This window comes from Promicromonospora sp. AC04, assembly GCF_003058225.1.
Classification (GTDB): domain Bacteria; phylum Actinomycetota; class Actinomycetes; order Actinomycetales; family Cellulomonadaceae; genus Promicromonospora.
The window spans coordinates 365,836-379,769 of the sequence record NZ_QBUG01000004.1 but is presented as its reverse complement, the minus strand read 5'-3'; the positions used below and the strand labels follow the sequence as shown (position 1 = coordinate 379,769).

At 72.1% G+C, this 13,934-nt stretch carries 12 protein-coding genes; 9 read left to right on the top strand and 3 right to left on the bottom strand.

Annotation, left to right across the window (positions count from 1 at the left end; genetic code table 11):
• The 8 genes from C8K30_RS13300 to C8K30_RS13265 all read left to right on the top strand — a co-directional run bounded on the left by C8K30_RS13300 (position 1) and on the right by C8K30_RS13265 (position 11,018).
• A complete protein-coding gene (locus tag C8K30_RS13300) occupies positions 1-1,140 on the top strand; it encodes a substrate-binding domain-containing protein (protein ID WP_108493374.1) in 1,140 nt (379 codons plus the stop codon).
• A gap of 28 nt (positions 1,141-1,168) precedes the next feature.
• Positions 1,169-2,707, top strand: a complete 1,539-nt coding sequence (locus C8K30_RS13295; RefSeq protein WP_108493373.1) for a sugar ABC transporter ATP-binding protein — start codon at positions 1,169-1,171, stop codon at positions 2,705-2,707.
• A complete protein-coding gene (locus C8K30_RS13290; protein WP_108493372.1) occupies positions 2,704-3,693 on the top strand; it encodes an ABC transporter permease in 990 nt (329 codons plus the stop codon). Before C8K30_RS13295 ends, C8K30_RS13290 begins: the two co-directional genes overlap by 4 nt.
• A 94-nt stretch (positions 3,694-3,787) precedes the next feature.
• Complete coding sequence (locus tag C8K30_RS13285) at positions 3,788-5,470, top strand: glycosyl hydrolase family 18 protein (RefSeq protein ID WP_233257169.1); 1,683 nt, start codon at positions 3,788-3,790, stop codon at positions 5,468-5,470.
• A gap of 166 nt (positions 5,471-5,636) precedes the next feature.
• The gene (locus C8K30_RS13280) at positions 5,637-6,191 is read left to right on the top strand and encodes an RNA polymerase sigma factor (protein ID WP_108493371.1); all 555 of its coding nucleotides are present in this window, start codon (positions 5,637-5,639) and stop codon (positions 6,189-6,191) included.
• 55 nt (positions 6,192-6,246) lie between these two features.
• The gene (locus C8K30_RS13275; RefSeq protein WP_108493370.1) at positions 6,247-7,191 is read left to right on the top strand and encodes a hypothetical protein; all 945 of its coding nucleotides are present in this window, start codon (positions 6,247-6,249) and stop codon (positions 7,189-7,191) included.
• Between the two features lie 68 nt (positions 7,192-7,259).
• The gene (locus C8K30_RS13270; protein ID WP_108493369.1) at positions 7,260-7,703 is read left to right on the top strand and encodes an OsmC family peroxiredoxin; all 444 of its coding nucleotides are present in this window, start codon (positions 7,260-7,262) and stop codon (positions 7,701-7,703) included.
• Between the two features lie 186 nt (positions 7,704-7,889).
• Positions 7,890-11,018 carry an FAD-binding and (Fe-S)-binding domain-containing protein gene (locus C8K30_RS13265; protein ID WP_108493557.1) on the top strand — a complete coding sequence of 1,043 codons (3,129 nt, stop codon included), beginning with the start codon at positions 7,890-7,892 and terminating at the stop codon, positions 11,016-11,018.
• A gap of 143 nt (positions 11,019-11,161) precedes the next feature.
• Here the strand turns inward: C8K30_RS13265 and C8K30_RS13260 are convergent, their stop codons facing one another.
• Positions 11,162-11,710: a YcxB family protein gene (locus C8K30_RS13260; protein WP_108493368.1), complete on the bottom strand. Its 549-nt coding sequence runs from the start codon at positions 11,708-11,710 to the stop codon at positions 11,162-11,164.
• A gap of 69 nt (positions 11,711-11,779) precedes the next feature.
• Positions 11,780-12,109, bottom strand: a complete 330-nt coding sequence (locus C8K30_RS13255) for a cupin domain-containing protein (RefSeq protein ID WP_108493367.1) — start codon at positions 12,107-12,109, stop codon at positions 11,780-11,782.
• Between the two features lie 154 nt (positions 12,110-12,263).
• Here C8K30_RS13255 and C8K30_RS13250 point away from each other — a divergent pair, with 154 nt between their 5' ends.
• The gene (locus tag C8K30_RS13250; protein ID WP_108493366.1) at positions 12,264-12,869 is read left to right on the top strand and encodes a nitroreductase family protein; all 606 of its coding nucleotides are present in this window, start codon (positions 12,264-12,266) and stop codon (positions 12,867-12,869) included.
• Positions 12,870-12,887: 18 nt separating this feature from the next.
• Here the strand turns inward: C8K30_RS13250 and C8K30_RS13245 are convergent, their stop codons facing one another.
• Positions 12,888-13,871, bottom strand: coding sequence for an aldo/keto reductase (locus tag C8K30_RS13245; protein ID WP_108493365.1), 984 nt, complete (start codon positions 13,869-13,871; stop codon positions 12,888-12,890).
• Between the last annotated feature and the right edge of the window lie 63 nt (positions 13,872-13,934).

The following is a 13,934-nucleotide window of genomic DNA, read 5'->3' as shown; positions in this document are numbered from 1 at the left end:
ATGAGGTACGGATCACGCAGGACCGCACAGGCAGTCACGTTCGCGGCCTCAGCAGCGCTGCTGATGGCCGGCTGCACCGACGGGAGCGCTGACGACGGCGCGGCGGACGGCGCCGGGCCCGACGTCGCAGCGGCCGAGGCCTTCCTGGAACCGTGGACGGGCGGCGGCGACAAGGGCCTGCTCATCGACGAACCGCTCAGCGAGCCGGTCGGGAAGGGCACCACCGTCGTCTACCTCGACGTCGGCACACCCGTCAGCGCCGTGATGTGGGAGAACCTGCAGGCGCCCGCCGAGCTGCTCGGTATCGAGCTGGAGCGCGTCGAGGTGGGCCGCGACGCGCAGAGCGTGAACGCCGCCATGAACACCGTGGTGGAGCTGGCCCCGGACGGCGTCATCAACATCACCCTCGACCCAGTCTTCTTCGAGAGCCAGATCGAGCAGCTCGACGAGCTGGGCATCCCCGTCGCGAGCGGCTCGGTGATGAACACCGAGGAGTTCGGCCTGCCCGAGGCGTTCAACGGCCCCGACTGGATGCGGACCAACGGCGCGGCGCTCGCCGCGGCAGCGGTGGTCCGCTCCGGCGGCGCGAGCGAGTACGTCTTCTACAACATCCCCGAGTTCCCCTTCTCGCCCTTCGAGCTCGAGGGCGCGCAGGACAAGCTGACCGAGCTCTGCCCCGACTGCGAGCTGCGCGTCGTCGACATCCCGGTCGCCGAGCTCGGCTCGACCGCAGCGGACCGCGTCGTGAGCGACCTCCAGGCCAACCCGCAGACCGAGTACTTCGTCTCGGCCGTGGACGAGGTCCAGATCGGGCTGCCGCAGAAGCTGGGCCTGGCCGGCATCGACGTCGACGGCATCGCCATGTGGACGGCGCCGCCGAACTACGAGCAGATCGCCGCCGGGGACCAGGACGCGACGCTCGCCGTCGACCTGAACCTCATGATGTGGACGGTGCTGGACCAGCTCCTGCGCGAGATGGCCGGGCAGGAGTACGCCTGGCCCGACGCCGAGACCCGTGCCGCGACGCTCACCCAGGTGATCGACCAGGAGAACGCGCCAGAGGACCCGGTGGTGGGCTACGTGTCCATCCCCGACTTCCAGGACCGGTTCGCGGCGAACTGGCTCGTGGACCAGTCGTGAGGGCGGGACCAGCCGTGCGGGCGGGGTCATGACGGAACCCTCCCTCCTGCTGCGGGTCGACTCCGTGGTCAAGACGTTCCCCGGCCTGACCGCGCTGGACCGGGTGTCCCTGGACGTCCGGTCCGGCGAGGTGGTGGCCGTGATCGGCCACAACGGGTCCGGGAAGTCGACGCTCGTGAAGGTCCTGGCCGGCGTCCACACGCAGGACTCGGGGGCGGCGACGCCCGTGGACGGCGCCGAGATCCACTTCATCCACCAGGACCTCGCCCTGGTGGGCGAGCTCACCACCATCGAGAACCTGAACCTCGTCAAGGCGTCCGGCGCGTCGGCTCTCCACCCGTCTCGCCCGACGGCGGAGCGGGCCCGGGCGCGCGACCTCGTCGCCCGCTTCGGCGAGGTGTTCGACGTCGACGTCCCGGTGCGGGCGCTGACCCCCGCCCAGCGGGCGATCGTCGCCATCGCTCGGGCGCTGGACGGCTGGACCCACGGCCGGAACGTCATAGTCCTGGACGAGCCCACCGAGTCCCTGCACCGCTCCGAGGTGGACGTGCTGTTCGACGCCGTGCGGCGGCTGGCCGCCGAGGGCGCGGGGGTCGTGTTCATCTCCCACCGCCTCGACGAGGTGCTCTCCCTCGCGGACCGCGTAGCGGTGCTCCGGGACGGCCGCAAGGTCGCCGACGAGCCCGTGTCGTCGATGGACCACGACCGGCTCGTGGAGCTCATCACCGGGGCATCCGTGACGAGCTCCGTGGCCCGGGCCGGCACCCGGCGGCCCGACGCCGACCCCGTGCTCGCGGTCCGCGGCCTGGTGGGCGAGGCCGTGGCGCACCTCGACCTCGAGCTGTACCCGGGCGAGGTGGTCGGCGTGGCCGGCGTGCTCGGCTCGGGCCGCGAGGCCGTGTCGTCCCTGCTCTTCGGCGCGGTCGAGGCCCGGGCCGACACGTTCGCCGTGCACGGCGAGCCCTACCCGCGACGCTCTCCCGCGCGCAGCATCCGACGCCGGATGGCGTTCGTCCCCGCCGAACGTGCCCGGTACGGCGCGATCCGTCCCATGACGGCGCGAGAGAACGTCACGCTGCCGCAGCTGCGGACGCTGCGGAACCGGTTCGGCGCCGTCGTCCGGCGCCTGGAGCAGGCCGAGGCCGCGCGGCTGATGACCGCCTACCGGGTGGTCCCGCCGCGACCGGAGCAGACGTTCGCGCTGTTCAGCGGAGGGAACCAGCAGAAGCTCGTGCTGGCGCGCTGGCTGCGCGACGACCCGGCGGTGCTGCTGCTGGACGAGCCGACGCAGGGCGTCGACATCGGCGCCAAGGCGACGATCTACGACGCCGTCGCGCAGGCCGCGGCAGCCGGTACCGCGGTCCTCGTCAGCTCGTCGGACGCCAAGGAGCTCCTGCGGCTGTGCGACCGGGTGCTCGTGCTGCGCGACGGCCGGGTCGCCGCCGAGCTGCACGGTGAAGACCTCACCGAGCACCGGCTCGTCGTCGAGGGATACGGGCTCGAGCGACCCGCTCCGCCGTCGGGCGGGCCCTCCCCGAACCCCCGTCCTGCCCAGGGAGAACCATGATTCGTGCCCTCTCGTTCCGGAACATCAGCGCCGTCTACATCTTCGTCGCGATGTTCATCGTCTTCTCGATCTGGATCCCGGAGAAGTTCCTCCAGGTCGGCGTGTGGCGCTCGCTGCTCGACGCCGAGGCCCTCACCGGGCTCGCCGCCATCGCCGCGCTGATCCCGCTGGTCGCCGGGTCGCTCAACCTGGCCGTCGGCGCGCAGGTGGGCTTCACCGCGATCCTGTCGGCCTGGCTGCTCGGCAGGGCCGGGCTCCCGATCGCGCTGCAGCTGCCGCTCGTCGTCGTGGTCGGTGCGCTGATCGGGCTGGTGACGGCGCTCGTGATCACCAGGCTGCGGGTCGAGCCGATCATCGCGACCCTCGGCGTCAGCTCGATCCTGCTGGCCGGGATGGCGTGGCTGTCCGGCAGCCAGCAGATCCTCGACCTCGGGCCCGACTACCGCGAGATCGCCACGACGCAGGTCGGGGGCGTCACGCTGCCCGTGTACATCCTGCTCGCCGTCGCTCTGGTGACCTGGTACGTGCTGGAGCGCACGCCTGTGGGGCGCCGGATGTACGCGGCCGGCTACAACCCGGACGGTGCGCGGCTGGCGGGCGTGCGGGTCGAACGGCTGCAGGTCGGGACGCTCATGGCCGGCGGGGCGATCGCGGCGCTCGCCGGTGCGCTGCTCACCAGCCGCATCAACGCGGGCGACCCGACGGTGGGACCCAGCTTCCTGCTGCCGGCGCTGACCGCGGTCTTCCTCGGCTCGACCCAGTTCAGGGGCGGCCGGTTCAACGTGTGGGGCACGATCGTGGCGATGTACGTCCTGGCCGTCGGCATCAAGGGCCTGCAGCTCGGCGGCTCGCCGCGGTGGGTCAACGACCTGTTCTACGGCGTGGCGCTGCTGCTGGCCGTCGCGCTCGCGCAGTGGTCGCCCGTGGTGCACCGGACCTCGGCGATCCGCCGCGTCACCCGGCTGCTGCGCAGGCGGGCTACCTAGATGCGTAGGGGATTTCCCTCATTCCGCATTATGCGAGGCTTCCTTACTTTAGGAGGACGTCGGCCGACCGGGGCCGCAGACGAGAGGGAAGCACATGGGACCGACCTTCGCTCCGCCGTCGGGCACGAGACGGCTCACCAAACGTGTCCTCGCGGGGGTGGCCGCGGTCGCCGTGGCGGCCTCCGCCGCCGTAGCGGGCGCGAGCCTGTGGGAGGCGAACGCGGCCGAGGCAGAGCCGACGACCGCCGCCGCGAGCAGCTCCGCCATCAACGGTTTCCGTAGCGTCGGCTACTTCACGCAGTGGGGCGTGTACGGGCGCGGCTACCAGGTCAAGCAGATCGACACGTCCGGCGTGGCCGACGAGCTGACCCACATCAACTACGCCTTCGCGAACATCCACCACCAGAACCTCGAGTGCTTCGAGGCCAACAAGGCCCAGGGCACCGGCCCCGACGGGTCCGACGGTGCGGGCGACGCCTGGGCCGACTACGGCATGGGCTACACGGCGGCCAACTCGGTGTCCGGCACGGCCGACACCTGGGACCAGCCGCTGGCGGGGTCGTTCAACCAGCTCAAGCAGCTCAAGGCGAAGCACCCGGACCTCAAGGTCATGATGTCGATCGGCGGGTGGACCTGGTCCAAGAACTTCTCGCTGGCGGCCGCGACCGACGCCTCGCGGCAGAAGCTCGTGTCGAGCTGTATCAACATGTTCATCAAGGGCAACCTGCCGGTCATCGACGGCCGCGGCGGTGCGGGCGCGGCCGCGGGCGTCTTCGACGGGTTCGACATCGACTGGGAGTGGCCGGGCTCGCCGAACGGCAACGTGGGTAACCACGTCGACCCGGTGAACGACGCGCGCAACTTCAAGCTCCTGCTCGCCGAGTTCCGGGAGCAGCTCGACGCCCTCGGCGCGACGACGGGCAAGGACTACGAGCTCTCCGCGTTCCTGCCGGCCAACCCCGCCGACATCGAGGACGGCGGCTGGAACGACCCGGAGATCTTCGAGTCCCTCGACTTCGGCAACGTCCAGGGCTACGACCTGCACGGGGCCTGGGAGCCGACGCTCACCGGGCACCAGGGCAACCTCTACGACGACCCCGCCGACCCGAGGGCCGCCGCGCGGCAGTTCAGCGCGGACCTCGCCGTGCAGACGTACGTGGACAACGGCGTCGACCCCGCGCAGCTCGGCCTCGGCCTCGCGATGTACGGGCGCGGCTGGACCGGCGCGACGTCGTCCACCCCTTGGGGTACCGCAACCGGTGCGGCCTCGGGGCAGTGGGAGGCGGGCATCAACGACTACGACGTCATCAAGAACGTCGGCACCGGCTACTACGACGCCAACCTCGCCGCTGCCTGGCGGCACGACGGCAACAACTGGTGGTCGTACGACAACACGCAGTCGGTCACCGCGAAGGCCCAGTACATCCGGTCGCAGGGGCTGGGCGGGGCCATGTGGTGGGACCTGTCGGGTGACCGCTCGGGCGAGCTGACCGGCGCGCTCCAGGGCGTGCTGGGCACCGGCACGCCGGGCCCGGTGGAGGGCGGCGACGACCCGACCGACCCGACGGATCCCCCGACCGACCCGCCGACGGATCCCCCGACGGACCCACCGGGTGACGCGTGCGCCTCGGCCGCGTGGAGCGCCTCGGCGATCTACACGAACGGCAGCACCGTGTCGCACGGCGGCCACGAGTGGCGCGCCAAGTGGTGGACGCAGGGCGAGACGCCCGGCACCACCGGAGAGTGGGGCGTGTGGGTGGACCTGGGCGCCTGCTGACCACGCCCGCGAAGTAGAACTGCGGCGAGACAGAACTCTGGCGAAGTAGGACTGCGGCACTCGCTGCGCTTCTACTTCGCCAGAGTTCTGTCTCGCCGCAGTTCTACTTCGCGCTTGCGTGTGGCTGGGCGTGCAAGGAAGGGGGCATTCGCGACAGAGTGGGGTTGTGGACGACAGCCCCGGCGAGCCGCCGCACGACCGGCCCGCGCCCGACAGGCCGCACGACGAAGCGTGGTTCAGCGCGCTCTTCGACGCGCACTCGCGCGCCCTCTACTCGTACTTCGTGCGCCGGCTGCCCGACGGCGGCCGCGCCTCCGACGCCGAGGACCTCGCCGCGGAGGTGCTCGCCACCGCGTGGCGCCGGCGCGACGACGTGCCCGACGGCGCCGAGCTGCCCTGGATGTACCGCACCGCCGGGTACGTGCTGGCGAACCACCGGCGCAAGATGCGGGCGCTGCCGGTCGCGGTCGTCCCGGACGAGCCGGACGACGTGGACCCCGCGACGCTCGCCGCCGACGACGACGCCGTACGCCGGGTGCTGTCCCGGCTGTCCCCGCGCGACCGGCGCATCCTCCTGCTCGTCGCCTGGGACGGCTTGTCGGGCGACGACCTCGCCCGGGTGCTGGGCGTCTCCCGCGGCGGGGCCGACGCGGCCCTGTCCCGCGCCCGGGCGCGTCTCCGCGACGCGTGGGACGCCCATGAGCAAGCGGTGGACGCATGAGCACATGTAGAGGGTGTACGCGGCGCGCAGCCGGGCAAGGCACGGAGGGACAGCGATGAACGAGCACCAGCGACCGGGGGACCCGGCGTACGACCGCCTGGTGGCAGCGGACCCCGCCAAGCGCGCGCCCGATCCGGTCGAGGGCGTGCTCCGGGCGAAGGTCGACGCGCTCATCGCCGGCTCGGGATCCGGGCCGCTGGCGGAGGTGCGGGCGCCGTCGGAGCGGGCGGGGCACGAGGGAACCGACGGGCGGGAGCGTGCCGGGGAGCCCGAGACCGAGCAGACCGGGCCCGGGCCCGGGCGGACGGACGAGCTCGCGGTGCGGCGGCACCGCCGTCGGACGCCGTGGCTCGTCGCGGCCGCCGTGGCGGGGATCGTCGCGGCGGGCGGGGGCGGCTACCTGGCGGGGGAGTCGGGGGCGGGGAGCGCCCCGACGGCAGCGGACGCCGGGGTGACGGCACCCGAGTCCGGGGAGGCGGCCGAGGCGGCGCCCGAGTCGGAGGACGAGGCCGAGTCGGGCGGGGCGCCGTCGCCCCTGGTCGAGCGGGACGAGCCGAGGTCCGAGGGCGTGGCGCCGCTCGACGCGGGTGGCGACCTGCCCTCCGCGACGGGGCTCGTGTTCCACGCGGGCGTCGGGCTGTCGGACGCGCCGACGACGGCGGAGGTGTACATCGCATCCGGGGGCGAGATCCTGGGCTCGTACCCGGTCGTCAGCGAGGTGGAGGCCGTCGAGCGCCTGGGCGACCCACGGTTCTCCGGCGCGGTGCTGGGGTCGCGGCCGGAGGGGGTGGCGTCGGCGGGGGATGCACCCACGCCGGGTGGCTCGATCGCCTGGCCCGTGGAGGACGTGACCATCGTCTCGGCGACGCTCACCGAGGTGCGTTACACCCTGCCCGACGGCGTGGTGCTGCTCGTCCCTGCCTACGAGCTCAAGGACGCCACGGGCAGCGGCTGGACCGTCATGGCCGTGGACGAGGAGCTGCTCGACTTCGCACCGTGACGTGACTGCCCGGCGGGCGTCGTAGTGTCGGGCACGCAGGAATCATCTAGTTTCTCAAGGAGCGCACCATGGCAGCACGTACCGCCCGCACCGCCTGGAACGGCACCTTCTTGGAGGGGTCGGGGCAGGTCGAGCTCTCGTCGTCGGGCGTAGGGACGTACGACGTATCCTGGCCGGCGCGCATCGCCGACCAAGCCGCAGGCGTCACCAGCCCCGAGGAGCTCCTCGCGGCCGCGCACTCGTCCTGCTTCACGATGGCATTCACGAACGAGCTGGGCATCGCCGGTGCCACACCGGAGCAGATCGAGGTCACCGCGGACGTGACCCTCGGGCCGGACCCGGCAGGCGGCGTCCGCGTCACCAAGAGCGCGCTGACCGTGCGCGGGTTCGCGACCGGCATCGACGAGGCGGGCTTCAAGGCCGCGGCCGAGGCCGCCAAGGTCGGCTGCCCGATCTCGAAGGCGCTGACCGGCGTCGACCAGATCACGGTGGACGTCACCTTCGAGGGCTGACCCTCGCGCCGAACCAGGGCGAGGTAGAACCGCAGCGAAGGCTGCGGTTCTACCTCGCTGCAGCTCTATCTCGCCACAGTTCTATCTCGGCACACCGGGGAATGGACTCTTGCGGAATTCTCACCCGGGTGGTGCGAGAATCGCGGAGTGCCACCGCAGACCAACGACGCCTCGCCCCGCAACGGCATGAACCACGGTCACGCAGCGAACGACAAGAACCACACCGCCGACGACGCCGAGGCCGCCCGTACCGCGCGGGAGAAGGCCGAGGCCCGCGCCGCCGAGGAGGCGGAACGCCGCCGCGCCGAGAGCGAGGAGCGGCGCGATACCGCGCGCCGCGAGGCGAGCCATGCCGCCGAGGCCGCCCGGGAGGCGGTCGCCGACGCGCTGCGCACGGTCGTGGGCTGCGACGTCGACATCAGCAGGCGCCGCCGCGCCGAGTACTCCACGGACGCGTCGAACTACCGCGTGGTCCCCGAGGGCGTGCTCTTCCCGGAGAGCACCAACGACGTCGTCGCGGCGCTCGGAGTGCTGCGCGAGCTCGCGATCCCGATCACGGCGCGCGGTGCCGGCACGTCGGTCGCGGGCAACTCGGTGGGCCCCGGCGTCGTGCTCGACCTGGGGCGGAACCTCAACCGGGTGCTGAGCATCGATCCGGAACGGGGCACGGCCCGCGTCCAGCCGGGCACGATCATGTCCACCCTCCAGGCGGAGGCGAAGGTGCACGGCCTGCGCTTCGGCCCGGACCCGAGCACCCAGAACCGCGCCACGCTCGGCGGCATGATCGGCAACAACGCGTGCGGTCCGCACGCGGTCGCGTACGGGCGCACCGCGGACAACGTGGTCTCGCTCGACGTGGTCGACGGCGCCGGGCGGCGGTTCACCGCGGGCTCCGGCGACCCCGACTTCACGAGCGTCCCCGGCCTCAAGGAGCTCGTCCGGGAGAACCTCGCGCTGATCCGCACGGAGTTCGGCCGGTTCGGCCGGCAGGTGTCGGGCTATTCGCTGGAGCACCTCCTGCCCGAGAACGGCTCGAACCTCGCCCGCGCGCTCGTGGGCACCGAGGGCACGCTCGTCACGGTCCTGGAGGCGGAGCTCAACCTGGTCGAGATGCCGGGCGCGCCCACGCTCGTCGTCCTCGGCTACCCCGACATGGCCACCGCGGCCGACGACGTCCCCCGCCTCCTGGACCACAAGCCCCTCGCCATCGAGGGCCTGGACGCCCGCCTGGTCGACGTCGTGCGGCGGGCCAAGGGCGCGGGCTCGGTGCCCCCGCTGCCCGGTGCCGACGTCCCGGGCGTCTCCGGCTGGCTCATGATCGAGGTCGGCGGCTCGTCGCAGGCGGAGGCCCTGGGCCGCGCCGACGCGATAGTCGCGGCGTCGACGGCGCTGGACTCCACGGTGCTGCCCGCCGGGCCGGACGCCACGAAGATGTGGCAGATCCGGGCCGACGGCGCCGGGCTCGCCGGCCGCACGCCCGCCGGGGAGCAGGCGTGGCCCGGCTGGGAGGACTCGGCGGTGCCGCCCGAGAAGCTGGGGCCGTACCTGCGCGACCTGCAGGCGCTCATGGACCGCTACGGCGTGGACGGCCTGCCCTACGGGCACTTCGGCGACGGGTGCGTGCACCTGCGGATCGACATCCCGCTGGAGACGTCGGGGTCGGTGCTGCGCACCTTCATGATCGAGGCGGCGGAGCTCGTCGCGAGCTACGGCGGGTCGCTGTCCGGCGAGCACGGCGACGGCCGCGCCCGGTCCGAGCTGCTGCCGCTCATCTACTCGCCCGAGGCGATAGCGCTGATGGAGCGGTTCAAGGCTCTGTTCGACCCGAAGGACCTGCTCAACCCGGGCGTCGTCGTGCGGCCGCGGGCCATCGACGTCGACCTGCGGCGGCCCGCCGCCGCCCCCGTACGGACCAAGCTGCCGCTGGTCGGGAAGGGTTCCGGGCACGGCGTCCGGCGCAAGTCCGGGTACGAGGGGTTCTCGTTCGCGCACGACCACAACGACCTGACCACCGCCGTGCACCGCTGCGTGGGCGTGGGCAAGTGCCGGGCGGACACGTCGGCGTCGGGCGGCTTCATGTGCCCGAGCTACCAGGCGACGAAGGACGAGAAGGACGTGACCCGCGGGCGGGCCCGCGTGCTGCAGGAGGCGGTGAACGGGACGCTCGTCGGGGGGCTGTCGGCGCCCGAGGTCCGGGAGTCGCTGGACCTGTGCCTGTCGTGCAAGGCGTGCTCCAGCGATTGCCCGGCGGGCGTCGACATGGCGCAGTACAAGTCGGAGGTGCTGTACCGGACCTACCGCGGCAAGCTGCGCCCCGTCGACCACTACGCCCTCGGCTGGCTGCCGCGCTGGGCCCGCCTCGCCGGGGCCGTGCCGGAGCTGGTCAACAGCCTGCTGGGCGTGAAGTGGATCGGGAAGGCTGTGCTGTGGGCGGGCGGCATGGACACCCGCCGGTCGATGCCGAAGTTCGCGGAGATCCCGTTCCGGCAGTGGTGGGCGCGCGGCGGTGCGACGCACGGCGTCCCCGGGCTGCGCGTGGTCGCGGAGCCCGGCCTGGGCATCCCGGGCCAGGAGGCGGCGACGGCGGCCCGGCTCGCGACCAAGCCGAAGGTGGTGCTCTGGACCGACTCGTTCAGCGACGCGCTCTCGCCCACGGTCCCGCAGGCGGCGCTGAAGGTGCTGACCAAGGCGGGGTACGACGTCATCGTGCCGTCGGAGCAGGCCTGCTGCGGCCTCACCTGGATCTCGACGGGCCAGCTCGACGGCGCCCGGCGCCGTCTGCTCAAGCTGCTCGAGGTGCTCGGGCCGTACGCGGTGAACGGGATCCCGATCATGGGGCTGGAGCCGTCGTGCACGGCGGTGCTGCGCTCCGACCTGCTCGACCTGTTCCCGGACGACCCGCGCGCGCAGGCGGTGGCCCGCATGACGCGGACGGCGGCCGAGCTGCTGACCTCGGACGACGTTCCGGACGAGTGGGAGATGCCCTCCCTCGCCGACGTCAGCGCCGTGGTGCAGCCGCACTGCCACCAGCACTCCGTGATGGGGTACGAGGCGGACCAGGCCCTGCTGGAGAAGGGCGGGGCGCAGATCGAGGTGCTGGCGGGCTGCTGCGGACTGGCCGGAAACTTCGGCATGCAGAAGGGGCACTACGAGACGTCGGTGGCGGTCGCGGAGAACGCGCTGCTGCCGGCGCTGCGTGAGGCCGCCCCCGGGACCACCTACCTGGCCGACGGCTTCTCGTGCCGCACCCAGGCGCTGGACCTGGCGGGGGTCGAGGGCAAGTCGCTGCTGGAGGTCATCGCGGAGCGGCTGTAGGCGTCAGCCTCCGCGGTCTGCCTCGATCCCCTCGGGGGAGACATGTACCGCTCGGAGAGTGTTACTGAGAGTGAACAATGTCTACGCTCCGCAACACTGCCCGGGGAGTACCTGTTTCCCCGAGGGGGCGATATTGGTACTGCTCAGTGCTGGCGGAGCTTGCCGGCCTTGCTTGTGATCAGGTCGCGGATCGCCGCGTGGTCCTCAAGAGGGAAGATGCGCTTCGGGAGGATGCAGACCGCCGTCGACAGGCCCGTGCCGGCCACGAGGTGGAACGCCACGCGGGTCTCGGTCGCCTTGCGGACGAGCGGCCACCTGTACGACAGCGAGGTCTGCCGCCCGGTGTACGCGATCTGCTCGGCGTCGAGCCGGACCGTCGCGCCGTCCCGGAACGGGGACGTGCGCTCCATGCTCCAGGCGAACAGGTCGGGCACCGAACCGAGCACGAAGCTCAGCACGATGAGCGGCAGCCACACCATGGGGATCAGGTACTCGGTCTCGGTGGACTCGGTGCCGACGAAGGTGAGCACGATGGCCGCCAGGACGACGATCGCGGCGAGCCCGTGGAACGCCCACATGACGGGCATCCGCAGGAGGCCCTCGCGGTAGTCCGACCTGGTCAGATGCAGCTCGGCCTCGAAGACACGTTGCGCAGAGGTCTCGACGGAAGTCTCAGTGGCTGGTTCGGTCACGCCCGGATCTTGGCACGGCTCCTACGCTGGAGGCTGCCTTCGGTCGGGAATCCACCCGGGTGAATCGGCCTACTCCAGCCACTCCGTCTCGAAGCGGTCGTTCGCGTGGATGTGGACCGCCTCGTAGAGGTCGGCGCCGAGGGTCTTGAACTTGTGCGGCACCATCGCCTGGACCACGAGGATCTGGCCGCCCACGGCCTCGAACTCCTTGCCGTCCACGGTGAACAGCGCCCGGCCGGACCGGATCACGAACGTCTCGGAGTACGGGTGCCGGTGCAGCCTCGGCCCGGTGCCGTCCTTGGCCACCCGCTCGAAGATGACGGACACCCCGGAGCCGTGGAGGTAGCCCTCGAAGTTGCCGTGCGGCAGCGATGCCTGCTCGATCGCCTGGAGAGTCATGTCCTCAGGCTCGCTCCGGTGCCGCTGCTCGGCAACCACATTCGTGAGTGGCCGAACGTAGGCCTGGTCGCGGCATGAGTGCCGATGGAGCGACCAAGCCTACGTTCGGCGACCGAAGGTGAGGCTGGAGGGAACCGGAGGAGAGAATGCGCCCATGGAGTTCCAGGACGTCGTCCGCAAGCGCCGGATGCATCGCAAGTTCACCGACGAGCCGGTCGCGGCAGAGGCCGTCGACCGCATCACCCGCAACGCCGTCCGCGCCCCGAGCGCGGGGTTCAGCCAGGGGTGGGCGTTCGTGGTGCTGGAGACGACGGAGGACCGGGAGCGGTTCTGGGCGGCGTCCACGCCGGAGACGTCCGAGCGGGACATGTCGGCCTGGCTGGACGGGATGCGGACCGCTCCCGTCATCGTGCTTGCGCTCGCGTCGAAGGCCGCCTACCTGCGGCGGTACGCGGAGAAGGACAAGGGCTGGGCGGACCTCGACGAGGCCCGCTGGCCGGTTCCCTTCTGGCACATCGACGTCGGCATGGCGTCGCTGCTGATGCTGCAGACCGCCGTCGACGAGGGGCTGGGCGCGTGCTTCTTCGGCGTCCCGCCGGAGCACGTGGCCGCGGTCCGGGCCGAGCTCGGCATCCCGGAGGAGTTCGAGATCACGGGGGTTGTCGCCGTCGGGCACCCGGCCGACGGCGGGGCGAAGGGCTCGCCCACCCGCCGCAAACGCAAGCCCGTCGACGAGGTAGTGCACCGCGGCGGCTGGTAGCGCCCACAACCAAGTGGGTCACGCTGCGTCCAGCCGCGCCCGCACCTCGTCGTCCAGCACCAGGTCCGCGGCCCCGAGCGCCTCGTCGAGCTGCGCCACGCTGCTCGCCCCGAACACCGGGACCACCGGCACCTCGCCGCCCAGGAGCCAGGCGAGCGCCACCTGGTTCGGCGTCGCCCCGATCTCGGCGGCGACCGCACGCAGCACCTTGATCCGCTCGCGTGACCCCGCGTGGTCCGAGCCGTCGCCGAGCGGCTTGTCGTCCCGGACGAACACGCCCTGGTGCAGTGGCGAGTACGCCAGCACCGTGAGCCCCGGGCGGCCGGCCGTGCCGGTGGAGCGGGCGTAGTCGAGCAGCTCGGGTGTGGCCCAGTTGGTCCGGATCGGCTGCGGCCGCGGGTACACGTAGCTGTAGCTCTGCTGCACCGCGCCGTACGGCGCCACTCCCAACCGCGCGGCCGTGTCCCGGGCCTCGACCACCCGCCACACGGCGACGTTCGAGATGCCCGGGATCCCGACCACCCCTTCGTCGACCAGCTTGCCGAACGCGCCGACCGTCTCCTCGAGCGGCGTCTCCCGGTCGTCGACGTGCCCGTACAGCACGTCGATGTGGTCGATGCCGAGGTGGCGCAGGCTCTCGTGCGCCTCGTCGTGGACGGTCGAGGCGGCCAGCCCCTGATAGTTGGTGGGCGGCGTGTTCGACAGCGGCAGGTCCGGGTCCTTCTTGGCCGCGCCCAGCTTGGTCGCGATCCGGAGGTCGTCCCGGTTGCCCCGCGAGGCGAGCCAGCGGCCGAGCACGTCCTCGGAGTCGCGGCCGTAGCCCCCGACCCAGGCGTTGTAGTTGTTCGCCGTGTCGAGGAACGTGCCCCCGGCCTCGACGAACCGGTCCAGGATCGCGAACGACGTCTCCTCGTCGGTTCGCGTTCCCATGAACATCGTGCCCAGGCACAGCGTCGAGACGTCGAACGAGGTGTGCCCGTTGTCCAGCGTGCGGTACTGCATGGTCAGCTCCTTCGGCCTGCCTACCCGGGCACCTCCGCCCGGCGTTCACCACGCTAGGCAGGA

Bases quoted from the DNA above. Each gene is read 5' to 3' on its own strand.
- C8K30_RS13300 (WP_108493374.1), top strand. From the start codon at position 1: ATGAGGTACGGATCACGCAGGACCGCACAGGCAGTCACGTTCGCGGCC.
- C8K30_RS13250 (WP_108493366.1), top strand. From the start codon at position 12,264: ATGGAGTTCCAGGACGTCGTCCGCAAGCGCCGGATGCATCGCAAGTTC.
- C8K30_RS13265 (WP_108493557.1), top strand. From the start codon at position 7,890: ATGAACCACGGTCACGCAGCGAACGACAAGAACCACACCGCCGACGAC.
- C8K30_RS13255 (WP_108493367.1), bottom strand. From the start codon at position 12,109: ATGACTCTCCAGGCGATCGAGCAGGCATCGCTGCCGCACGGCAACTTC.
- C8K30_RS13270 (WP_108493369.1), top strand. From the start codon at position 7,260: ATGGCAGCACGTACCGCCCGCACCGCCTGGAACGGCACCTTCTTGGAG.
- C8K30_RS13275 (WP_108493370.1), top strand. From the start codon at position 6,247: ATGAACGAGCACCAGCGACCGGGGGACCCGGCGTACGACCGCCTGGTG.
- C8K30_RS13290 (WP_108493372.1), top strand. From the start codon at position 2,704: ATGATTCGTGCCCTCTCGTTCCGGAACATCAGCGCCGTCTACATCTTC.
- C8K30_RS13245 (WP_108493365.1), bottom strand. From the start codon at position 13,871: ATGCAGTACCGCACGCTGGACAACGGGCACACCTCGTTCGACGTCTCG.
- C8K30_RS13285 (WP_233257169.1), top strand. From the start codon at position 3,788: ATGGGACCGACCTTCGCTCCGCCGTCGGGCACGAGACGGCTCACCAAA.
- C8K30_RS13295 (WP_108493373.1), top strand. From the start codon at position 1,169: ATGACGGAACCCTCCCTCCTGCTGCGGGTCGACTCCGTGGTCAAGACG.